This is a genomic window from Nocardia exalbida NBRC 100660, assembly GCF_000308575.1.
GTDB classification, from domain to species: Bacteria; Actinomycetota; Actinomycetes; order Mycobacteriales; family Mycobacteriaceae; genus Nocardia; species Nocardia exalbida.
In genome coordinates, this window is sequence record NZ_BAFZ01000126.1 from 14,597 (window position 1) to 36,565 (window position 21,969).

Here is a 21,969-nt window from a genome sequence, read left to right on the forward strand (position 1 = left end):
AGGGATATCGCTGCTATCGAGTTCGGTCACTCGGCCGTTCATACGGTGACCATCGCGGTGAGCAGATCCACGAACGACACTCCCTTGTTCGCCACGCCGAACATCCGTGCGCGCATCAGGGTCTGTCGCGCCCAACTGCGATGCGGCCGCATCTCGTTCATCTTGTTCCGGTAACCGGAGGCCGCCACGCCGCCGACGTCCTCGCGCAGGATGTCCAGCGCGTCCGAGTACTCCTCGTGCGACACCACCGACAGCGCGTGCACGGCGGACACGTGCGACGGGTGGATCACCGTCTTGCCCTGGATGCCGTTGGCCCGGTCCAGCGTGATCTCCCGCAGCAAGCCGTCCAGATCCCGGCTGACCAGGTACTGCCGGAACGGCACCGCATCGGACTCCTCGAACGGCGCGGTCCGCAGCAGCGGCCGGAACATCCGTTCGTGATCGGCGAAGTACTCCCACACCGGCCCCGTGATGACGAACCCGGTACCGTCCGCGCGCCCCAGATAGTTCACGATGTCGGCGATGACGTCGGCGACCACGCGCACGTCGTAGATGGTCAGGTCGCGGTCGCGGCGGATGCCGAACGTCGAGCACATGTCGGTCGCGCCCACCCGCACCGCGAGCACCCGGTCTCGATGCGCGGCCAGCAGCGCCGCGATCTGGGTGAGCTCGTGATCGCGGGTCTCCCGGTGCACCAGCCCCGCCGACTCCAGCACCGGCATCCCGTACAGCGGCCGGTCCACCCGCTGGGCTGCCACGTTCAGCGCGTTGAGGTACTTCGGTCCGGTGACGCTGTCGAACTTCGGGAACACGAACCCGGTCAGCACCTTGGCGCCCGGTCCGAGTTGCTCGATGAGTTCGGTGATCGTGTCCGCGTCGCGCACCCGGACGAACAACAGGGGGTTGGCGTCGTGGCTGCTCGCGAGCAGATCGAGCGCGGCGACGGTCTGCTGCTTGGCGTACTCCACTTCGTGATCGGCCACCGCGTCCTCGAGGTCGATCACCATCGAACACACCCCGTGCTCGGCGCGCCTGCCGATCGTCAGCGCGAGATCGGGCCTGGTCGCGGGCGCATACAGCGTCGCGCCGAGCCCGACCGCGAGCAACTCGCGATCGGTGTGGTCGTCGCCGAACGGCTCGGGCTGCCGGTGGAAGAGTCGCCTCGCCTCTGGGCCGTGCAACTGCCGGAAGTGGCGCAGCGGCATTCGCTTCCGCAGGGAAACCTCCTGCTGGACGGCGATGCCTGCGGTCATCGTTGCCCCATCCTCATTCTCGTCGTGGTCCTGCTTGTCTTCTCATTCGTTCCACTACCCCGGCTATGAATTCCGTAACGGCATCGAGTTCCGTCACATAGGCCCAGTAGTCGGGGTGACGCCCCGACAGGGTTTCGCTGATTCGGTCGATCCGTGCCGCTTGCGCGTCGAGCACCGAACCCCATTCGGCGACCAGCCCACGGCTCACCGCGAGCATCTGCGCGTCCCGCAGCCGGAATCGTACGGCCTTGGCCTGTTCTTGCGGGTCGGACCGGATCGCACGCAGCGAGGTGAGCCGCTTGGTGACGGCGTCGACTCGCTGCTCGGCCTCGGCGAGGAACCCGCGCGCGGATGTGGTCAGATCAAGTGCAAACTCCGGGTTGTTCTCCGCCGCGGCCGTACGCGCCCTGCCCAAGGCCGTGTCCGCGGCCTCGATGGCTCGCTGGCTTTCCCGCCCATTGTTAGCCAGATCGGCCGAACTCGCAGCATTGAACTCGCGCAGCAGCGCCGAGAAGGCCTGCGGAACGCCTTCGGCCCTGGTCCGGACGGCGGCAAGGCGGGTTGTCACCGAGGAGATAGCGGTGTTCGCGGCCGCGGCCCGAGATGGTGCTTGCGCCAACGCATCCGCCAGCTCCCTGGTGGCCGTCTCCAGCCGGTTCGCGGCCTCCCGCACCGTGCCCGCGGGTGCGCCGGAACCCGACGCCTCCAGTGTGACCAGCGCCTCGTCGACCGCGGTGGCACCCCTGCGCACCGACGGATAGTTCGCGAACTCCGACTCGGCGGCCCGGCCGCGCACCTCGGCCGCGGCGACCTTCACCTGCTGCGCCAACCGCGGCACCGCGCCGAGCACGGCCACCGCCTCTTCGAGCTTGCCCTGGTCGCCGCGATAGAACTCGTCGACGGCGCGCGCCGCGTCGGTCAGTTGCCGTACCGCGGCGTCGACGCGTTGCCCGCCCTGCGGGACCGGCGGACCGCCCTGCTGTGCGGCCTCCAATTCCGCGCTCAGCGTCAGATAGACCTCCGCGGCGCCATAACACTTGTGGCGCACCGGTTCCCAGCGCGCGCCCGTCCGCCGCTCGGGGAAGATCTGATCGGCCGCGTGCACCGCCGCGTCGGCCGCGCTCTGCCGCCGGTCCATGTCGAGGAACGCCGTCGCCAGCGTCGCGCGGGCATGTTCGATCCACTCGTCGTTTCCCGACGAACGGAACCAACCGCGCCTTCGCCCTGCCACGCCCCGATGGTAGGAGATCTTCCTGTTCGCCGGGGGTTACGCCGGTTCCTACGCAAGTTCGCGGAAACCTACTACTGTCGTATGACGTACCCGGCGATTCGGACATGCTGGGAACCAATGACGGACTATTGAAAGGGAATCCCGCATGGGTGTCAGTTTGTCCAAGGGCGGCAATGTCTCGCTGACCAAGGCGGCGCCTAACCTCACTGCTGTTGCAGTCGGCCTCGGGTGGGATGTGCGGACCACCACCGGCACCGACTTCGACCTCGACGCCAGCGCCATCGCGACCGGCGCGGACAAGAAGGTCCTGTCCGACCAGCACTTCGTCTTCTTCAACAACCTGCGCTCGCCCGAGGGCGCGATCGAGCACGCGGGCGACAACCGGACCGGCGAGGGCGAGGGCGACGACGAGGTCATCAACGTCGACCTGGCAAGCACCCCGCCCACGATCGAGAGCATCTTCTTCCCGGTCTCGATCTACGACGCCGACTCCCGCTCGCAGTCCTTCGGCCAGGTCCGCAACGCCTACATCCGCGTCGTGGATCGCAGCAACGGCGAGGAGCTCGCCCGCTACGACCTCACCGAGGACGCGTCGACCGAAACCGCCATGGTCTTCGGCGAGCTGTACCGCAACGGCGCGGAGTGGAAGTTCCGCGCGATCGGCCAGGGTTACGCGTCCGGTCTGGCGGGCATCGCCCGTGACTACGGCGTGAACGTCTGAGCAATACCTCGCTGTTCGCAGGGGGCCCGGGGACGGGCCCCCTCGTCATGCGGCCCAGGCATGCCGGCGCCCTGGGAGCAGCGTTGGACAACCGGCGATCCAGCAGCCACGCTGGTAGCAACCGTCGCCGCCTCGTCTTCACTCACGAAAGGTCCCAGCGTGGTCCTGCGCATATTCGGCATGTCCCTCGTCGTCACGGTGCTCTCGCTCATCGCTGCGGTCGTATACGGCGGACCGACCGCCCTCGCGCTCGCCGCGATCCTCGGCATCCTCGAGGTGTCCCTCTCGTTCGACAACGCCGTGATCAACGCCACCGTGCTCGAACGCATGAGCGCTTTCTGGCAGCGGATCTTCCTCACCATCGGCGTGTTGATCGCCGTCTTCGGCATGCGGCTGGTCTTCCCGCTGGCCATCGTGTGGATCACGGCCGGGCTGGATCCGGTGCGGGCCTTCGACCTGGCCCTCAACCCGCCCCCGGGCGACGCGCTGACCTTCCCGGACGGCAGCCCCAGCTACGAGAAACTGCTCACCGACGCGCACCCGCAGATCGCGGCGTTCGGCGGCATGTTCCTGGCGCTGCTGTTCCTCAACTTCATCTTCGAGGAACGCGACATCACCTGGCTGAGCTGGCTGGAACGGCCGCTGGCCAAGGCGGGCAAGCTGGACATGCTCTCGGTGGTGGTCGCGGGCGGCGGCCTGATCCTCACCGCGGAGTTCATCGCCGACGAGGCGCACCGCTCGACCGTCCTGGTGGCGGGCCTGCTCGGCATGATCACCTACATCGCGGTGGACGGCCTCGGCTCCATGTTCCACACCGAGGAGCACACCGAAGGCGGCCCCTCGGAGCTGGCCAAGGCCACCGGTAAGGCGGGCTTCTTCCTGTTCCTCTACCTGGAGGTGCTCGACGCGTCGTTCTCCTTCGACGGCGTGATCGGCGCGTTCGCCATCACCTCCGACCCGATCATCATCGCGCTCGGCCTCGGCCTGATCGGCGCCATGTTCGTCCGGTCGATCACGGTGTACCTGGTCCGCAAGGGCACCCTGTCGGAGTACGTGTACCTGGAGCACGGCGCGCACTGGGCGATCGGCGCGCTCGCGGCCATCCTGCTGGTGTCGATCGGCGTGCACATCAACGAGATCGTCACCGGCCTGGTCGGCGTCGCGTTCATCGGCGCGGCCTTCCTCACCAGCATCGTCCGCAACGGCCGAGCGGACGAGGAGGAACTGGACAGCGAACGGGAACCCACGCCGGTAGGCTGATTCCCGGCAAGCAGCCGAAGACCCGTTGCGGCAGCGGCCCCATCCCTGCGGATGGCCGCTGCCGCTCTCGTTTCCACAGAGGGGGGATCGCGCCATGGCGATCAACGCCAACCCTGGCGGCGTCAACCTGTCCAAGGTGACCCTGTCGAAGGCGACGCCGAGCATCAATCTGACCAAGCCGGGTGAGCAACAGGGCACCATGCGGGTCAACCTGAACTGGTCGAGCGGATCCAAGGGATTCTTCCGCCGGTCCAAGCCCGTCGACCTGGACCTCGGCTGCCTCTACGAACTGTCCACCGGAGCCAAGGGCGTCATCCAGGCGATCGGGAACAATTTCGGCACGCTGGAGGCCGAGCCCTACATCCGGCTCGACGGCGACGACCGCAGCGGTTCGGCCGCGTCGGGCGAGAATATGCACATCGACCTCTCCCGGCCCGAGTTGTTCCGGCGCATCCTGATCTTCGCCTTCATCTACGAGGGTGTGCCCAACTGGGCCGCCGCCGACGGCGTGGTCACGCTCTACCCCACGTGCGGTCCGCAGATCGAGGTCCGTCTCGACTCTCCGGTGGATGGCGCGCGCTCGTGCGCCATCGCCCTGCTGCTGAACCAGGGGGCCGGGATCACCGTGCACCGCGAAGTGCATTACGTCAACGGCGCACAGCGCGAACTCGACCAGGCCTATCAGTGGGGCATGCAGTGGCAGGCGGGACGCAAGTAGGTCACCGCGCCGCGGGCACGGGCTGCCGCGCCACGACCTCCGAGCCGGTAGGCGTACGCACGGCGAACACCAAACCGACCAGGCCGATGCCGAGCCCGGCGACCGTCAGCAGTCGCAACGGCTGATCGATCAGCAGCCAGGCAAGGATCGCGGTCACGGCGGGCGTCGCGAAGAACAGCTTGCCCACCCTGGTCGCGTCCCAGCGGCGCAGCATGACGTTGAGCAGCAGGAACGCTGCCATGGAGTTCACCAGCACCATCCAGGTGAGCGACCCGGCGAAGCGGCCCGTGTCCGACACGTGGGTCTGGCCCGTCAGCCAGGCCAGCGCCCCCGCGATCGGCGCACTCACCACCACGTGCAGCGCCGTGGCGGCCTTGGGATCGACGGCGGGCACGAACCGTTTCTGGTACACGGTGCCCAGGCTCAGCCCGAGCAACCCCACCACGCACAACGCCAACCCGGTCAGGGAGAAGTGGGACTGGTCGAACACGGCCAGCGCGACTCCGATCCCCCCGACACCGAAGCCGAACCACTGACGCAGCGTGACGACTTCGCCGATCAGCCCCGCGCACAGGGCGATGACCACCGGATTCAAGCCCTGCACGAGCGCGATCACCGCCGCCGAGACGTGCTCGGCCATCGCCGTGTAGAACGCGCCGAACTGAACCATCTGCATCAGCAACCCGGCGACGAGCACATGACGCAGTCGACTTCCGCGCGGCCACTCGACCCGCGCGAGCAGCGCGTACGCGACGAGCAGAATCCCGGCGACGGCGAAGCGCACGAACAACAGCAGCAGCGGTGGCGCGGCGCCGACCCCGATCACACCGGCGATGAACGCACTGCTCCACAACAGGACGAACAGCGGCTGCGCGGCCACCATCGCGAACCGACTCTGCACCGGACCTCCCGAAAAATAACCACCTTGGGTGGTTATCACCGTGACATCCTGCGGACTAACCTGTCAAGGCGGTTACCATGAGGGCGTGTTCACTTTCGTGAGCGGAAATCTCGCCTTGGACTTCGCCGGGACCGTCAAGGCGCGCTCGACCACGTTCGAGGACGCCCTCACCACACCCGCCGCGCTCGCCGACTGGATCGCCGCCGCGAACCTGCTCGACGATCCCCCGCCCAGCGACGCGGGCACCCTCGCGCGTGCGGTGCGCCTGCGCGAGGCGGCTTATCGGTCGGCACTGGCCGCCGCTCACGGACACGCCTTCGACGACGCCGACCGCCGCACGGTCAACGAATTCGCCGTGGCAGCACCGCCCTCGATCAGCTTGGGTACCGACGGCACGGTCGTCCGCTCCGGTGACGCGGATGCCGCCTTGGCCGCCGTCGCCCGTTCCGCGATCGAGCTACTGGGTAGCGGGGCACTCGTCAAGGAGTGCGGCCGGACCGTATGCACCCGGCTGTATGTGGACACTTCCCGGGGCGGCTCGCGCCGTTGGTGTGACATGACGGTGTGCGGCAACCGCGCCAAAAGCGCCGCCTTCCGCGCCCGGCACGGCGGGCCTTAAACCACCGGGACCAGATTGCGGGGGTCGGAGTGTGCCACCGGGGGCGGCGTCGAACGGCGCCCTCGGGGCATCGCCCACACGAACACGAAGAACAACACGATCAGCAGGCTCGCGCGCCCCCACACACCGAATTGGACGACGTTCTCCATCTGCTCGACCGAGGTGCCCGCACCCATCGAGTAGAAGTAGCGGAACACCCCGATCCCGATGGCCGCATCGGCGACGAGATAGCTGCCGATAAGCCACCAGGGCACCTCGAGCAGCACGAGGAACGGCACCAGCCACAGGGTGTACTGCGGCGAATGCACCTTGTGGAACAACAGGAATCCACACAGCATCGCCCCGCTCACGCCCACCCACGGGAAGACGCCGACCGTCAGGTAACGCTTCCAGCCGAGCCACATCGCGAGCGCGAACGCCGCGAGCACCAGCAGCGGCGAGGCGATGGTGACCACCTGCTGGAACGCCACCTCGCCGCGCGCGTCCGGGCCGAACATCGGCCGCAGCCCCCAGTACCAGATCGAGTTCGTGGTGATGTCGGCCTGACGCAATTGCTGGAAGGTGATCGACGCGCGCCAGCCCTCGTACCCCACCAGCGCGAACGGCAGGTTCACCGCGACGACGGTGCCGATCGCCGCGGCGGCGGTGAGCAGCGCGCCGCCCAGGTCGAGTCCGCGCTCGCGCTCTTCCGGCGCACGGTCGACGCCGCCGGTCAGCACGTACGCCAGCAGCGGCAACACGAAGATCCCCGGGTACAGCTTGAGGCAGAACCCGAGGCCGAGCAGCACCGCGGCCAGGATTCCCCTGGTACGCACGGAGTATCGGGTCAACGTCGCCATCACGTAGACGGCCGCCACCGCGGTGCAGACCACCGGCAGCTCCCAGTTGTGGAAGGCATAGAGCACCAGCGGCGGTCCGGCCGCCCAGAGCAGGGCGGCGCCTCCGGCCAGGCGAGCCAGCATCCACGCGGTCAGCAGCGCGAACGGCGCGAGCAGCAGCGCGGAGTACCGCAGGAAATCGGCGTCGTTGTGCGCGCCGACCGCGCCGAGCCACATCAGCACACCGCTGAGCACCGGGTACTCCACCGCGCCCCCGACCAGGGCCCCGCCGTCGGTGATGCCGCCGCTCACATAGGGAAAGACGTGCTCGTTGATGTCTCGGCCCAGCCAGAGGAATTGGATGTCCGAATAGCAGACGTCCGAATCCTTGATGACGTCGAAAACCGTGCTGCGCCCGTCCCGGTCGAACGGCGCCCCCGCGCAGCGCGCCTTGTTCGCGTACGCCAGCCCCAGGACGAGACCGCAGAGCAACACCACCACCACGGCCAACGCCGCGCGGCGTCGCACACCACCCGCGGGCAGGTCGCTGGCGGCGAGTGCGGTCGGCATGGATCCACCCTAAGCGGACGGTCCGGGCCGCGCCGCCGTTCCCTCCCCACGAAGGTGAACGCGCGGACCGATCCCCTGCTCGCCCGGGCGGCTCGGCGGGGCGATTTCACTGCTCACGCCCCGCTCATGTAGCCTGTTCGGGTTGCTGACGCAACGACCCTCCTGCCACGGACCGTCCGTGGCCGTTTCCTAGTCCACAGGAGGTGATTGGTCCGTGCGTCATTACGAAGTGATGGTCATCCTCGATCCGAGCCTGGACGAGCGCACTGTTGGTCCGTCGCTGGACAACCTGCTCAGTGTGGTTCGCACCGAAGGCGGCAAGATCGACAAGGTCGACATCTGGGGCCGTCGCCGGCTCGCCTACGAGATCGCCAAGCACGCCGAGGGCATCTACGCCGTGGTCGATCTGACCGCCGAGCCCGCCACCGTGAGCGAACTCGACCGCCAGCTCGGTCTGAACGAGACGGTGCTGCGCACCAAGGTTCTGCGCCACGACAAGTAGTCCGGCAACTCTCGTTTGCGTCGGAGCCTGTGCCTAGGCTCTAGCGCAACAGCGAGACGCGGACTGCACACCGAGCAGGAGGAACCACATGGCAGGCGACACGGTCATCACCGTCATCGGCAATCTGACGGCCGACCCGGAGCTTCGATTCACACCGGCGGGAGCGGCGGTAGCGAATTTCACCGTCGCGTCGACTCCCCGTGTGTTCGACCGTAATTCGAACGAATGGAAAGACGGCGAAGCGCTGTTCCTGCGCTGCAATATCTGGCGCGAGGCCGCGGAGAACGTCGCCGAAAGCCTGACCAGAGGTTCCCGTGTCATTGTGAGCGGACGGCTCAAGCAGCGCTCCTACGAAACCCGCGAGGGTGAGAAGCGCACGGTCGTCGAGCTCGAGGTCGACGAGGTCGGTCCCTCGCTGCGCTACGCCACCGCGAAGGTCAACAAGACCAGCCGCGGCAGCGGTGGCGGCGGCTTCGGGTCCGGCTCCGGCGGCGGTGGCAACTACGCCTCCTCCGGTAGTAGCGGTGGGCGTTCCGGCGGTGCCGAGGACGACCCTTGGGGCAGTGCGCCCGCGGCCGGCTCCTTCGGGGGCGGCGGCCGCATGGATGACGAACCGCCGTTCTGAGAACGGCCACAACGGCCCGCAGGAATTCGGGCCATCACTGATTACGGAGTACAAGACCATGCCTAAAGCGCCCGCGCGCGAAAAGGTGCTCAAGAAGAAGGCCTGCGCGTTCTGCAAGGAGAGCAAGACCGGCACCGTCAACATCGATTACAAGGACACGGCGTTGCTGCGCAAGTACGTCAGCGACCGCGGGAAGATCCGCGCCCGCCGCGTCACCGGCAACTGCGTGCAGCACCAGCGCGATATCGCGGTTGCGGTCAAGAACTCGCGTGAGGTGGCGCTGCTGCCTTACGTGTCGACGGCTCGCTGAGAAAGGGAGGCACACAAATGAAGTTGATTCTGACTGCTGATGTGGACAACCTCGGTGCCCCCGGCGATACCGTGGAGGTCAAGGACGGCTACGGCCGCAACTACCTGCTGCCGCGCGGCCTGGCGATCGCGGCCAGCCGCGGTGCGCAGAAGCAGGTCGAGGGCATCCGCCGGGCGCAGGAAGCCCGCCGGGTCCGCGACCTGGACCACGCCAACGAGCTGAAGCAGGCCATCGAGGCCTTGGACTCGGTCTCGCTGGCGGTCAAGACCGCGGGCACCGGCAAGCTGTTCGGCTCGGTGACCCAGTCGGACGTCGCGGCGGCCGTCAAGGCGGCGGGTGGCCCCGTCGTCGACAAGCGCAGCATCGAACTGCCGAAGTCGCACATCAAGTCGACCGGCAAGCACGGCATCGTGGTGCACCTGCACCCGGATGTGGTGGCGAAGTTCGACCTCACGGTCACCGCCGCCTGATTCAGGCATTGCGTCGAGGACCGCTCCCCGCTGTTGAACGGGAGTGGTCCTCGGCTGTGCCCTTTCATCCGAGCCTGCTTAATAGCTAATTATTTGCCGAATGGCGCCGAGCGCCCTTCGGGACAATCGGGGCGTCACTCCACCCAGACAAGCGCTCCGCCCACCCAGCCTGTGGATTACCGGTAAAACCGACCGCTCGCAATGTGATTCAGGTCATATTCGGCTCACGTGCTGTTAACCCAACACGCCCGGCTGTTCAACTCGGCCGACACGCCGGTACTTCTTTAATCCACACCTGGGAAAACGCGGAAGTCTCTATCTATCTGCGTATTCGACCCCGACGACCTGGGTTTTCCCCAAGTTGTCCACAGGGGCTGCACACGGTTGGGTGAACTTTCCCCAAGTTATCCACAGCTGTGTGCACAGCACGGTTTGGTCCATGCCCCTCGGGTCGCCTAGGTTCGTCGCATCGCTGCGCGCGGAACGCTCCCGGTCGCGGGTACGGACGGGTGCCGCAGCGGTAGCTGGAGCCCTGGTCAACGGCTTACACGTACGTGTCGGTGCCCGGGAGTAAAACGAGTCGACAGGGCGCAACCCGGTCGTGGGGTAGAGAGGACGGTCGAGTCTGGTGACAGCCACCGATGACCGCGGGCGCAGGGATTTTCCGCCCGAACCTCCCGGCGAAGACTTCGGCCGACAGCCTCCGCACGACATGGCGGCCGAGCAGTCGGTGCTCGGCGGCATGTTGCTGAGCAAGGACGCCATCGCCGATGTCGTCGAGGTGATCCGTCCCGGCGATTTCTACCGTCCCGCGCATCAGGCCGTCTACGACACGATCCTCGATCTCTACGGGCGCGGGGAACCCGCCGACCCGGTGACCGTCGCCGCTGGCCTCGACCGCCGTGGCGAACTCAAACGCATCGGCGGCGCGCCCTATCTGGTCACGCTCACCCAGACCGTGCCGACGGCGGCGAACGCCAGCTACTACGCCGAAATCGTCGCCGAGAAGGCCATTCTGCGCCGCCTCGTGGAGGCGGGCACCCGCATCGTCCAGTACGGCTACGCGGGCGCCGACGGCCAGGACATCGCCGAGGTCGTCGACCGCGCCCAGGCCGAGGTCTACGAGGTCACCGAACGCCGCACCAGCGAAGACTTCCTGCCCCTCGAGGAATTGCTCCAGCCGACGATGGACGAGATCGACTCCATCGCCAGCCGCGGCGGCATCTCCCTCGGCGTCCCCACCGGTTTCACCGAACTCGACGAGGTCACCAACGGCCTGCACCCGGGCCAGATGATCATCGTCGCGGCGCGACCCGGCGTGGGTAAGGCGCTGGCGGTGGACACGCCCCTGCCGACGCCCACCGGGTGGACCACGATGGGCCGAGTGCAGGTCGGCGATGAATTGCTGGATGCCGATGGCCTGCCCACTCGCGTCGTCGCGGCCACCGAGGTCCTGACCGGACGCCCGTGCTACGAAGTCGAGTTCTCCGATGGCACCGTGATCGTCGCGGACGAACAGCACCAATGGCTTACCGAGACGAGGGCTTCCCGTCGATCGAAGCGAGCTCACGCCGAAGTGCGCACCACCGCGGAAATCGCGCAGACGCTGCGGTGCGACACCGCCGATCGCAGGCTCAACCACTCGATCACCAATACCGCGCCGCTGCAGTTGCCCGCGCGCGCGTTGCCCGTGCCCCCTTACACCTTGGGTGCCTGGCTCGGCGACGGAACGTCCGCCGCCGCACAGCTGACCTGCGCCGATCCGGAGATCATCGCGCGGATCGAAGGCGAGGGGATCGTCGCCGTGCCGTCACGATCGGCTCGGTTGCGATATCAGCTCAGATTGCCTGCCGACGAGCCGATCGCTGCTCGCGAATGCATGATCTGCGGAAAGAAATTCATTCCTTTCACCAGCGAGGTCCGTACCTGCGGGCGGTCCTGCGGCGGAAAAGCGCGGTTCCATTCGGCTCCGGTACCTCCGCCGCGCTGCCCGAATTGCGGCGGACGGTCGATCGGTCTGCGCCTGTGCCAGAACTGCCGGAATACCATCGGCAGCGTGCAGGCGCGTCTGCGGGCACTCGGTGTCCTGGGTGACAAGCACATCCCCACCGACTACCTGCGAGCGTCCGAACAGCAGCGTCGTTCCCTGCTGGCTGGGCTGCTGGACACCGACGGCACCGTGACCCGCGGTGGCTCCGTGCAGTTCAGCGTCACGAACGCCCGGCTCATCAGCGACGTGCACGAACTGATCGTCGGGCTCGGCTATCGCTGCCATCTCTCCACCAAGCGGGTGGCGGGTCGTTCCGAGGAATCGTCGACCGCGTACACCCTCACCTTCGCCACCGACGACGAGGTCTTCGGCCTGCATCGGAAAGCCGTACTGCAGAAGGAACGGCGTGCGAGCGGCAGCACCGTGCGATCGAACTCACGATTCATCGTCGACGTGCGTCGGATCGACAGCGTGCCGGTACGCTGCGTCGAGGTGGACAATGCCGATCACTTGTATCTGGCCGGACGCTCGATGATCCCGACGCACAATTCGACGCTGGGAATGGATTTCATGCGCAGTTGCTCGATCAAGCACGGCTTGGCGAGCGTTATCTTTTCCTTGGAGATGAGCCGGACCGAAATCGTCATGCGGTTGTTGTCGGCGGAGGCGAAGATCAAGCTCGGGGATATGCGGTCCGGGCGGATGAGCGATGACGACTGGACGAAATTGGCGCGGCGGATGAGCGAGATCAGCGAGGCGCCGCTGTTCGTGGACGATTCACCGAATCTGACCATGATGGAGATTCGCGCCAAAGCGCGGCGGCTCAAGCAGCGCCACGATTTGAAACTCGTTGTGGTGGACTACCTGCAGCTGATGACCTCCGGTAAGAAAGTCGAATCCCGCCAGCAGGAAGTCTCGGACTTCTCCCGAAATCTGAAACTGCTGGCCAAGGAACTCGAAGTGCCGGTGGTGGCGATCAGCCAGCTGAACCGCGGCCCCGAACAGCGAACCGATAAGCGCCCGATGGTGTCCGATCTCCGCGAGTCGGGCAGCCTCGAGCAGGACGCCGATATGGTCATCCTGCTGCATCGTCCCGACGCTTTCGAGCGGGACGACCCGCGCGGCGGTGAGGCGGATCTCATTCTCGGCAAGCACCGTAATGGCCCCACCGCGACGATCACCGTCGCCCACCAGTTGCATTTGTCGCGCTTCGTGGACATGGCCCGCGGCTGAGTGACAGCCCGTGCAACCGCCCGTGCTGCAACGTTCCGGCACGACAAGCTTTTCCTCTTGGCGTCCTTTCAGTCGTCGATCGCCTGGTAGGCCGTGGTCCAGAAGTCGCGGTGCAGGTGCGCGGTGGCCGGGATATCCATCGCCGACTGCGTCAGCAGAATCCCGGTGAGTCCTTCGACCGGGTCGGAGTAGGCAGTCGTCCCCAGCCCGCCGTCCCACCCGAACTGACCCACAGGGGCCAGGTCGCGGCGATGGGTCCGCACGGCCATCCCGAACCCGTAGCCGCCGTGCCTACCGAAGTGGTCGCCGAAGGCGTCCTTCTCGATCTTCTGCTCCGGCGTCAGGTGATCGATCGTCATCAGCTCGACCGAGGCGCGTGACAGGACACGCTCGCCGCCCAGGCTGCCCTTGTTCAACAGCATGCGGTAGAACGCGTGATAGTCGTCGACGGTCGACACCAGCCCGTCGCCACCGGCCTGGAACTCCGGCGGCCGACTGTATTTGCCGCCCCTCGCCTCGTCCCACACCACAGGGGCGCCCGTCTCGGGGTCGTGGGCGTAGCTGGTCGGCAGCCGGTGGATCCGGTCCTCGGGCACGTGGAAGCCGGTGTCCCTCATACCGAGCGGGTCGAGGATCCGTTCGCGCAGGAACGACTCGAACGTCTGGCCGGTGACTCTCGGGATGAGCACGCCGAGGACGTCGGAGCCGGTGTGATACCGCCACAGCTCTCCCGGCTGATGCATGAGCGGAAGGGTGCCCAGGCGCCGGATCCACTCGTCCGGCGCGACCGACGGCGGCACGTCCAGGGCCAGTTCGCCCATCGCGTCCTGGATGGGGTAAGTGCCCGGCGCGGCCGGCACGGCGCCGAACCCGAACGTGAAAGTCAGCAAGTCCCGTACCGTGATCGGCCGCAGGGCGGGGACGGTGTCCTCCAGTGGGGCGTCGATGTTTCTGAGCACCCGCCGGTTCGCTAGTTCGGGCAACCACGTGTCGACCGGATCGTCCAGCCGCAGGCGGCACTCCTCGACCAGGACCATCACCGCCGCGGCGGTGATCGGCTTGGTCAGCGACGCCATCCGGAAGATCGTGTCGCGCCGGATCGGCTTGCCGCCGCCCTCGTGCATCGTTCCCAGCGTCTCGACGTGGACGTCGTCGCCCCGGCTGACCAGCGCGACCAGTCCGGGCGCGGCTCCGGCTGCCACATGCCCGGCCAGCACCTCGTGTATCCGCCGCAGCCCCGGCCGCGACAGTCCACCGCGCCGTGCGCCCTCGTCGTCCCGGCGGCACCGCGCCTTCCAATCGCCCTGTGCGTCCCAGCTCACGGTCGTCGGCATAGCCTCTCCTCAAGTTGCGTACGGTGTTCGCAATATGCGAACACCGTACGCATAGATTGGGCCGTGCGCAAGTGCGAACACTGTGCGCTATCGTGGCCGTCAACACCGAAGAGGAGACCCATGCCAACCGACAAGCCGCCCGTGCCCTCGGTTTGGGCCCGTCAGCGCCCCGCTCGGCGGCAACCGGTCCTCACCCGGGAGCGCATCGTCTCCGAGGCTGTGCGCCTACTGGACGAGGAGGGCATCGAGGCCCTGAGCATGCGTACTCTCGGAACCCGGCTCAACGCGGGAGCCACCTCGATCTACCGGCACGTTGCCAACAAGGACGAGCTGATCGAGTTGGTCGTGGACGAGGTCTACGGCCAGATCAGCGTCCCCGACGCGGACGCCCCCGAGACCTGGCGGGACGCCGTCGCCACGTGCGCGCACAGCATGCGCGCGATGGCGCTCCGCCACCCTTGGGTCGTCTCCGTCCTCGGCCAGGTGGGGCTCTCGGAATTCGGGCCCAACATGATGCGGCAGTCCGAACGCATACTCGCCCTCTTCCATGCGGCGGGGTTCGCCCCTGGCGAGGCCGACCGGGCCATGAGCACGCTCATCGCCTACGTCATCGGCATGGCCACCAGCGAGGCGGCCTACCTCTCCCTGCTGGCCCGCAGCGGCCAGACCGAACAGGAGTGGGCCGAGAGCCTGCGGCCGACCGCGGAAGAGGCCGCACGGGAGCATCCGCTCCTGAGCGAGGGCTACGCCGCTCGGCGCGACGACGATCCCGCCCGCCTGCGCGACGAGAACTTCTCTTACGGTCTGGACCGTGTCCTCGACGGTCTCGCGGCGGCGCTCCCCTCCACGGACTGAATCCACGCCGGTCCGCCGGCGACGGGGATAAGCGCGGCCCTGTGCCCGGTCAGCCCTACGCGACCACCACGGCGGGCCGCGCGTCTGGCTCGTCGACCCGATGAAACCGCGCGCGCACTGTCCCGGCCGCATGACCCGACCGGGTGCGGCGGAGTTGCCGGGGTCGCGGACCAGTAACGCTCGGGTCCCCAACCACGACGTCCTCGGTGACGTATGGCCCGTCGGGGGGCTTGTCCGTCCACTTTGTCGGTGTATGGAATGGGAATCAGGACATGGCTCTTCGCGAGTTCTTCGCGCGGCATCGCATCGCTTCGGCCGCTGCCGCGCCGGCTGTATTGGGGGTGGCGGCGGTCGTCGCCGCCTCGTTCGCACTGACCTCGACGCCGGAAACCAGGGATACGCAGCTCACGTCGTCCGTCACGGAATGCCACGACATGGTCACCATCTCGGTGGCCGGCCGCAACGACACTCCGCGGGAGGGCACCACCAAGATGCTGGTGGACGCCGACGGCAACCCGTTGCCGGCCGCCCTGTCCGGCGATCACAGCAGTGAGTGGGTCGACCCGGTCGTCAACGCGCCGGCCGATGACGTCGATCCCGGCGCGTACGCCGCGGTCTACATCGCGTATCCGGCGGACATGTCCACGTACGAGGACGCCGTCAACGCGGGTGTCGCGAACACCGAGCAGGTGATGCGGGAGATCTCCGCGGCGTGCCCGGACACCAAGTTCTCGATCGTCGGCTACAGCGAGGGCGCCGACGTCGTGCGCCGCGTCGCGATGAAGATCGGTCACCAGGAGCCCGGCCAGGACGGCGCCTACGGGATCGTGGATCCCGACGACGTCGTCGGTGTCGTCATCCTCGCGGATTCGGGTCGATCGGCCGGAGACGGGCCGTTCCCCGGATCGAAGGACCCGTTCGGCAACCCGGACGGCTTCGACCAGCAGTATCAGAACGGCAAGAACCCGGTGCCCGGTCGGGGCGCGGTGCAGGGAACCAGCGGTGACTTCGGTGCGCTGAACGGCAAGATCGCGTCGTTCTGCTCGGACGGCGATCTCACCTGCTCGGCTCCGCAGAACATCTCACTGCTGCAGTTGGTGGTCAACGTCGGCAGGCAGCTGAACGTCGACGCGCTCGAGCGCGACGGGCTCACGCCTGCGACCGGACAGGACGTCGCGGTGGTGCTCGGCAGGATCGCGCTGGCGGCGTTCGCCGACATCCAGTCGCAGCCGAATTGGATGCAGAGCGACGAGACCTTCCTGCAAGTGCTGCTGAGGGTGTCGGATCCGGCGTACAAGCCGGGTGAGCAGCCGAAGGCTCCTGCGAAGGCGGACGCGATCGCGGCCGACGACATGTCGCCGCTGGCCTACCTGCCGCAGAAGGTGTTCAACGAGATCATCGGTCTGATCGTGACGAACCAGAACACGATCCCCGTGATCATGAGCGACCCGTACAACCTCACGCTCGGCCCGAACCACACCGGTCATCACTTCGACTACTGGGACGACGCCGACCCCGGCGCAGGCAAGCCGCTGACCTCCGCCGAGTACGCCGCCGCGTGGCTCACCCATCTGGCGAAGCAGGCGCAGGCGGGCAAGAAGGTCGACCCGACGTCCAAGCCGCAAGAGGCGGACCTCGCCGCCGTGTACAAGGCGGCGGAGACCACCTCGGCGACGCCGACGACCGAACCGGCCAAGACTTCGACCACGTCACCGACCAGCGCCGCCCCGACGACGACCGCCACCACGGGCAGTTCGACGACTACGGTCGCGCCGACGACCACGACCTCGACGCCGGCGGTCACCACGACGCCCGCTCCGTCCCCGGTCGCGGCTCCGGTCGAGACGACGAAGCCGACTACTACCGAAACAACCACGACCACAACACAATCCGCGGCACCGACCACCAGTACGACCGCGCAAGCGTCGAATTGACCAACCCGTCGGCTCGTGATCGCCACTCGGCGCGATCGCGGGCCGACGGCGCTTCGCTCAGACCAGGCCGCCGTTGGCGCGAATCACCTGACCGTTGACCCAGCGGCCGTCCGGGCCGGCCAGAAACGCCACCACAGCGGCGATATCGCCGGGTGCGCCGAGTCGTTGCAGTGGCACGGCGTCGGCGAGTCGCTGAATGGTGGCGTCGTCTTTTCCGTGCAGGAAGAGGTCGGTGGCGGTGGGCCCGGGCGCCACCGCGTTGACGGTCACGTCCCGGCCGCGCAGTTCACGGGCCAGGATCCTGGTCAGCACCTCCACCGCCCCCTTGCTGGCGGCGTAGGCGCCGTATTCCGCAAACGCGGTACCGACGACCGACGTGGAGAAATTGATGATCGCCCCGCCCGGTCGCAGCCGCCGGGCCGCCTGTTGGTCCACGACGAAGGTGCCGCGAATATTGGTCCGGTAGGTGCTGTCCAGCACCGTCAGATCCAGCTCGACCAGCGGCGCGAGCTGCATCCGGCCCGCGGCGTGCACCACCACGTCGACACCGCCGAATTCGGTTTCCGCTCGCTCGAATACGGCCGTCATCGCGGACTCGTCGGCGACGTCACCCTGGGCGATCACCGCGACGCCCCCCGCGGCGCGAATGGCTTCGGCGGTGCTGTCGGCTTCGGCGGCATTCGAAGCGAAGTTCAGCGCCACGGCGAACCCGTCACCTGCCAGGCGTTCGGCGCAGGCGCGGCCGATGCCGCGAGAACCGCCCGTCACCACCGCGACCCGGGCGGACCCGCCGTTCGTGGTTGCCACCGGATGCTGTTCCTTCCGTTCGTCGGCGTGATTGCGGAGCTGTTCGACGACGCCCGGTCACCGGGCGGGTAAGCGATACGCCATGGACCAGCGGCGTCGGTTCACCAGAAGGGGCCAACCATAACAGCGCGGCCAGCCGAATTCGCCGGTCATCGCGCACCGGCGAGTGGCGCAACGAGCAACGGTGGCCGGGCGCACCGCGCGGCGGCGATGCTGTCAGGCGATCACGGCGCGGAGGTAACGGGCCAGCACGTCGATGCGGCGGTGCTGGAGTTCGGTGAATTCCTCCGGATGGTGTATCTCCACGCTCAGCCGCCCGGCGAAAGTGCTGATGACGCAGGTGCCGCCACCCGGCTGCTGCGGACGGCGGCCGGTCAGGTCCGGCTTGGCGAGCATGGTGGAGTGGAAGTCCTCGATGCGCAGCCCGTCCTGCTCGGGTAGCGGCGGGATGGTTCCCCAGTTGGTGGCGATGACCACGCCGGGCAGGGCGGGCCTCGGTGCGGCCGCCATGTCGGGAATGCTCAGGGGCGTGCGTTGCACGATGCCCGCGGCCAGGCCCGCGTGCAGAGCCTCGCTGATCCCTCGGGCCGATTCCACCAGCGTCACGTCGGATGCGGGGGAGAGGTAGGTGGCGAAACCGAGGACGTTCGTCCCTTCGGTGGCATCGATCGCGGGGCTCACCCTGGTCCGCAGGTCGACGGAGTACAGGTAGAGCAGTCCGGTGAGCGGCAGTTCGCGGATCTCGGCCTCGGTCCGCAGCAGCGCCGCCGACACCAGGCCGTGCACCGTGACGTTCGCGCGATGCCCGACCGCGACCAGCGCCGCGGTCTCCTCCTGGGTGAGCAGGCACCGGGTGGTGCGCAACGCCGGGTACTCGTCGTCGGGCGGTCGCGGAACCTCCGTCGGCGTGGAGGCGGTCGCACCGGCGGAACCGGAACCGGGCAGCGCCATCTTCTCGATGCCTCGCGCCGCGAGCAGGTGCTCAACCGATTCGGGGAACGGTTGCACCGGCAGCTCGGGCATACCTCCGCCGACCGCGTCGCGATATCCGGTCCAGAGTTCGGTGACGATGGCGAACGCGTGGAAGGCGTCCGCGGCGCTGTGATGGAGCATCAGCGTGACGCTCGCGGTAGCGCCGTCGCGCACCACGCACAGGGCGCAAAGGCCCGCCCGCTGATCGAATTTCGCGCCGGTGAGCGGTAATTCGGGGTCCGCGTCGACGACGAAGATCTCGGGCGTGGCATCGGTCACGGCGAAGACATGGCCGCCCGCTTCGGTCGCTCCGATGCGGGCGCGCAGGATCGGATGCGCCCTCGCGACGGCCTCGAAGGCGGCCGTCAGCGCAGGCAGGTCCAACCGCCCGGACACCCGTGCGGCGTAACCGATGAAGACCTCGCCCGCGGCGAACATTTCCTCGCTCGGGGCAAGCCGGCGGATCACCTCGACCACAATGTATTCCCCTTCGCTCCCGGCGAGACTAGCCCGAACACCCTGCGCGCGCTGATCATTCGCCCGAATCGGACGAAAAGGACAGTCGGGCGGCCTCTTGTCACAAGCGGGAACGGGATCTGTCGGATGATCGGCTCATTTGAATAGGCTCCGAACGGTCGAAAGCGAGCGGAGTATGTCCCCAATCGAGCCGATTCCATCCGTCACCGAGCCGGTCGCCGTCCGTGCGTGCCGAGGCGCGCGATGACGCGCCGCGGGTGGACGCTGTTCCTGGCGATGGGCCTGATCTGGGGCGTGCCGTACGCGATGATCCGTGTGGCGGTGCGCGATCTCGACCCGATCGTTGTCGCGTTCGGCCGCACGCTCATCGGCGGCCTGCTGTTGCTGCCGGTCGCGCTGTACGCTCGCGCGCTGGCGCCGGTGCTGCGACGGTGGCGGCCGCTGCTGCTCTACACCTTGGTGGAGATCACCGGGCCGTGGTTCCTGATCGGGTACGCCGAGACCACGCTGAACAGTTCGACCGTCGGCTTGCTGATCGCGGCGGTGCCGCTGATCGCCGTGGTGATCGTGACGGTGCTCGGCCACGACCGGTTCGACGCGCGCCGGGTGATCGGTCTGCTCGCCGGGTTCGCCGGCGTCGCCGCGCTCGTCGGCCTCGACGTCGATCTGGAGAATCCGGCGGCGCTCGCCGCGATCGGCCTGACCACGATCGGATACGCGGTGGGGCCGATCGTCATCGATCGCGCGCTGGCCGATCTGCCTCCGCTGGGCGTGGTGACCGGGTCGCTGCTGCTGGCGGCGGCGATCTACGCGCCGTTCGCGGGTTGGCTGTGGCCGTCGCGCATCACCGCCGACGCCGCCTGGTCGGTGCTGGGTCTCGCGGTGATCTGCACGGCCGCGGCGTTCCTGTTCTTCTTCGCGCTGATCGCCGAGGCCGGCCCCGCCCGTGCGACGGTGATCACCTACATCAATCCGGCGGTGGCGATCCTGCTCGGCGTCACGGCGCTCGACGAGCCGCTGACCGCGGGCATGGCGATCGGATTCCCGCTGGTCATCCTCGGTTCGGTGGTCGGAACGGCACGCGGTCGCGACGAGGCGGCCCGGGCGGACCTGCCCGCGCCCGCCGCGCCGGAGGCGGCCGCCCGATTACCCGAGAGGTAATCGCCATCGAGCGCGCGCCTGCCGAGAATGGCAAGGCGCCGCACATTCACGCGGCACCCAGCGAAAGGATCCGTCGTGTCGATCTCCGCGCCGTCCACTCGATCGGTGGTCGAAGAGTTGTTGCGCCGAATCGGTTCCGGTGATCCCGAAGCCGTCGCCGAGCTGTACGCCGAACACACGGATTGGCAACTCGACTGGCCGGAGGCGGAACACGGAAGGGTAGCGACGCCCTGGATCCGGCACCGGTCCACCCGCGCCGACGCCGCGGCGCATTTCCGCTCGATCGCCGAGCACCATGTGCCGGAGGAGGCGGCCACGCGGGTCGACCGGGTGCTCGTCGACGGTGACGACGCCGTGGTGCTCGGCGAGATCCGGCAGACCGCGCGCGCCACCGGCCGCGCCTATCGCGCGCGTTTCGCGCTGCACCTCACGGTGCGCGGCGGGCTGATCACCCGGCACCACGTCTACGAGGACAGTCTCGCCGTCGCCCAGGCATTCGACCCCGGGGGAGCGAGCACGTAATACGCTGCTACGGGTGCTGGATTCGACCGAAGACTTCGCCGGCGAGCGTCCCGACCCGATCGCCACCCGCAGGGCGTACGACGAGGTCGCCGACCGCTACGCCGACGATGTCCGGCACCGGCTCGAGCGCCAGCCGCTCGACCGGGCGATGCTGGCGGTGTTCGCGGAAGCGGTGGCGGGCAACGGTTCCGGGCCGATCGCCGATCTCGGCTGCGGGCCGGGGCATGTGACGGCTCATCTCGCGACACTGGGTGCGCGGGTGTTCGGCATCGATCTCGCGCCGCGCATGGTGGCGCTGGCCCGTGCGGAATACCCGCAGCTGCCCTTCGCGCAGGGTTCGATAGAACAGCTACCGTTTGGCAACGACACGCTCGGCGGCATAGTGGCTTGGTATTCGTTGATCCACACGCCACCGGATCGCGTGCCGCACGTGTTGAGCGAGTGCAATCGGGTACTCGCGAGCAAAGGGCACGTGCTGCTGACCTTCCAGACGGCGGACCGGCCCGATGCGGTGGAAGCCTTCGATCACAGGGTGATTCGCGCCTACCGGTGGGCGCCGAAACGCCTCGCCCGTCTACTCGGCGCCGCCGGATTCGCCATGATCGCTCGCGTGGTGCGCGAACCGGGTCCCGAGGAGCGGTTCGGGCAGGCCTACCTGCTGGCATCGAAGGTTCGGTGATTCACCG

At 67.9% G+C, this 21,969-nt stretch carries 21 protein-coding genes; 14 read left to right on the forward strand and 7 right to left on the reverse strand.

All coding sequences use genetic code 11. From position 1 onward, the window contains the following. Nucleotides 1–38: 38 nt before the first annotated feature. On the reverse strand, nucleotides 39–1,253 hold the full coding sequence (locus ON29_RS29040) for an HpcH/HpaI aldolase/citrate lyase family protein (RefSeq protein ID WP_083864133.1): 1,215 nt from the start codon (nucleotides 1,251–1,253) through the stop codon (nucleotides 39–41). Nucleotides 1,254–1,266: 13 nt separating this feature from the next. Continuing rightward, complete coding sequence (locus tag ON29_RS29045) at nucleotides 1,267–2,484, reverse strand: hypothetical protein (protein ID WP_083864134.1); 1,218 nt, start codon at nucleotides 2,482–2,484, stop codon at nucleotides 1,267–1,269. A gap of 145 nt (nucleotides 2,485–2,629) precedes the next feature. Here ON29_RS29045 and ON29_RS29050 point away from each other — a divergent pair, with 145 nt between their 5' ends. The 3 genes from ON29_RS29050 to ON29_RS29060 all read left to right on the forward strand — a co-directional run bounded on the left by ON29_RS29050 (nucleotide 2,630) and on the right by ON29_RS29060 (nucleotide 5,183). Next, the gene (locus tag ON29_RS29050) at nucleotides 2,630–3,205 is read left to right on the forward strand and encodes a TerD family protein (RefSeq protein ID WP_040871215.1); all 576 of its coding nucleotides are present in this window, start codon (nucleotides 2,630–2,632) and stop codon (nucleotides 3,203–3,205) included. Between the two features lie 159 nt (nucleotides 3,206–3,364). Next, on the forward strand, nucleotides 3,365–4,465 hold the full coding sequence (locus ON29_RS29055) for a DUF475 domain-containing protein (protein ID WP_040871216.1): 1,101 nt from the start codon (nucleotides 3,365–3,367) through the stop codon (nucleotides 4,463–4,465). A 94-nt stretch (nucleotides 4,466–4,559) separates the two neighbouring features. Next, nucleotides 4,560–5,183 (forward strand): TerD family protein, encoded by a 624-nt coding sequence (locus ON29_RS29060; RefSeq protein WP_040871217.1) that lies wholly within the window; start codon nucleotides 4,560–4,562, stop codon nucleotides 5,181–5,183. 1 nt (nucleotide 5,184) lies between these two features. Here the strand turns inward: ON29_RS29060 and ON29_RS29065 are convergent, their stop codons facing one another. Continuing rightward, nucleotides 5,185–6,084 (reverse strand): DMT family transporter, encoded by a 900-nt coding sequence (locus ON29_RS29065; protein ID WP_245549213.1) that lies wholly within the window; start codon nucleotides 6,082–6,084, stop codon nucleotides 5,185–5,187. 85 nt (nucleotides 6,085–6,169) lie between these two features. Between ON29_RS29065 and ON29_RS29070 the strand changes: the two genes are divergently transcribed. Then, nucleotides 6,170–6,703 carry a CGNR zinc finger domain-containing protein gene (locus ON29_RS29070; protein WP_040871219.1) on the forward strand — a complete coding sequence of 178 codons (534 nt, stop codon included), beginning with the start codon at nucleotides 6,170–6,172 and terminating at the stop codon, nucleotides 6,701–6,703. Here ON29_RS29070 and ON29_RS29075 read toward each other — a convergent pair. Next, nucleotides 6,700–8,091 carry a glycosyltransferase family protein gene (locus ON29_RS29075; protein WP_083864135.1) on the reverse strand — a complete coding sequence of 464 codons (1,392 nt, stop codon included), beginning with the start codon at nucleotides 8,089–8,091 and terminating at the stop codon, nucleotides 6,700–6,702. The genes ON29_RS29070 and ON29_RS29075 overlap by 4 nt on opposite strands. Nucleotides 8,092–8,305: 214 nt before the next feature. Here ON29_RS29075 and rpsF point away from each other — a divergent pair, with 214 nt between their 5' ends. The 5 genes from rpsF (at nucleotide 8,306) to dnaB (ending at nucleotide 13,221) form a co-directional block, all read left to right on the forward strand. After that, a complete protein-coding gene (gene rpsF, locus ON29_RS29080) occupies nucleotides 8,306–8,593 on the forward strand; it encodes a 30S ribosomal protein S6 (RefSeq protein ID WP_040871220.1) in 288 nt (95 codons plus the stop codon). An 88-nt stretch (nucleotides 8,594–8,681) separates the two neighbouring features. Continuing rightward, a complete protein-coding gene (locus ON29_RS29085; protein WP_040871221.1) occupies nucleotides 8,682–9,218 on the forward strand; it encodes a single-stranded DNA-binding protein in 537 nt (178 codons plus the stop codon). 58 nt (nucleotides 9,219–9,276) lie between these two features. Then, nucleotides 9,277–9,528: a 30S ribosomal protein S18 gene (gene rpsR / locus ON29_RS29090; RefSeq protein WP_040871322.1), complete on the forward strand. Its 252-nt coding sequence runs from the start codon at nucleotides 9,277–9,279 to the stop codon at nucleotides 9,526–9,528. 17 nt (nucleotides 9,529–9,545) lie between these two features. Then, on the forward strand, nucleotides 9,546–9,998 hold the full coding sequence (gene rplI / locus ON29_RS29095) for a 50S ribosomal protein L9 (protein WP_040871222.1): 453 nt from the start codon (nucleotides 9,546–9,548) through the stop codon (nucleotides 9,996–9,998). 628 nt (nucleotides 9,999–10,626) lie between these two features. Further along, complete coding sequence (dnaB, locus tag ON29_RS29100) at nucleotides 10,627–13,221, forward strand: replicative DNA helicase (RefSeq protein WP_040871223.1); 2,595 nt, start codon at nucleotides 10,627–10,629, stop codon at nucleotides 13,219–13,221. A 68-nt stretch (nucleotides 13,222–13,289) separates the two neighbouring features. On the opposite strand, the gene ON29_RS29105 is transcribed toward dnaB, so the two are convergent. Next, on the reverse strand, nucleotides 13,290–14,555 hold the full coding sequence (locus ON29_RS29105; RefSeq protein ID WP_083864137.1) for a serine hydrolase domain-containing protein: 1,266 nt from the start codon (nucleotides 14,553–14,555) through the stop codon (nucleotides 13,290–13,292). A gap of 120 nt (nucleotides 14,556–14,675) precedes the next feature. On the opposite strand from ON29_RS29105, the gene ON29_RS29110 reads away from it, so the two are divergent. Next, entirely contained in the window at nucleotides 14,676–15,410 is a 735-nt protein-coding gene (locus ON29_RS29110) for a TetR/AcrR family transcriptional regulator (RefSeq protein WP_040871224.1), read from the forward strand. 272 nt (nucleotides 15,411–15,682) lie between these two features. After that, nucleotides 15,683–17,344 carry a cutinase family protein gene (locus tag ON29_RS29115; protein ID WP_040871225.1) on the forward strand — a complete coding sequence of 554 codons (1,662 nt, stop codon included), beginning with the start codon at nucleotides 15,683–15,685 and terminating at the stop codon, nucleotides 17,342–17,344. A gap of 57 nt (nucleotides 17,345–17,401) precedes the next feature. Here the strand turns inward: ON29_RS29115 and ON29_RS29120 are convergent, their stop codons facing one another. Together ON29_RS29120 and ON29_RS29125 are read right to left on the reverse strand one after the other, a co-directional pair. Then, nucleotides 17,402–18,151, reverse strand: a complete 750-nt coding sequence (locus ON29_RS29120) for an SDR family oxidoreductase (protein ID WP_040871226.1) — start codon at nucleotides 18,149–18,151, stop codon at nucleotides 17,402–17,404. Between the two features lie 216 nt (nucleotides 18,152–18,367). Continuing rightward, a complete protein-coding gene (locus tag ON29_RS29125; protein ID WP_157172938.1) occupies nucleotides 18,368–19,591 on the reverse strand; it encodes a phthiocerol/phthiodiolone dimycocerosyl transferase family protein in 1,224 nt (407 codons plus the stop codon). A gap of 252 nt (nucleotides 19,592–19,843) precedes the next feature. On the opposite strand from ON29_RS29125, the gene ON29_RS29130 reads away from it, so the two are divergent. The 3 genes from ON29_RS29130 to ON29_RS29140 all read left to right on the forward strand — a co-directional run bounded on the left by ON29_RS29130 (nucleotide 19,844) and on the right by ON29_RS29140 (nucleotide 21,962). Then, nucleotides 19,844–20,761, forward strand: a complete 918-nt coding sequence (locus tag ON29_RS29130; RefSeq protein WP_051175685.1) for a DMT family transporter — start codon at nucleotides 19,844–19,846, stop codon at nucleotides 20,759–20,761. A 75-nt stretch (nucleotides 20,762–20,836) separates the two neighbouring features. Continuing rightward, entirely contained in the window at nucleotides 20,837–21,283 is a 447-nt protein-coding gene (locus tag ON29_RS29135; RefSeq protein ID WP_040871229.1) for a nuclear transport factor 2 family protein, read from the forward strand. A gap of 13 nt (nucleotides 21,284–21,296) precedes the next feature. After that, a complete protein-coding gene (locus ON29_RS29140) occupies nucleotides 21,297–21,962 on the forward strand; it encodes a class I SAM-dependent DNA methyltransferase (RefSeq protein ID WP_245549221.1) in 666 nt (221 codons plus the stop codon). Nucleotides 21,963–21,969: the final 7 nt, after the last annotated feature.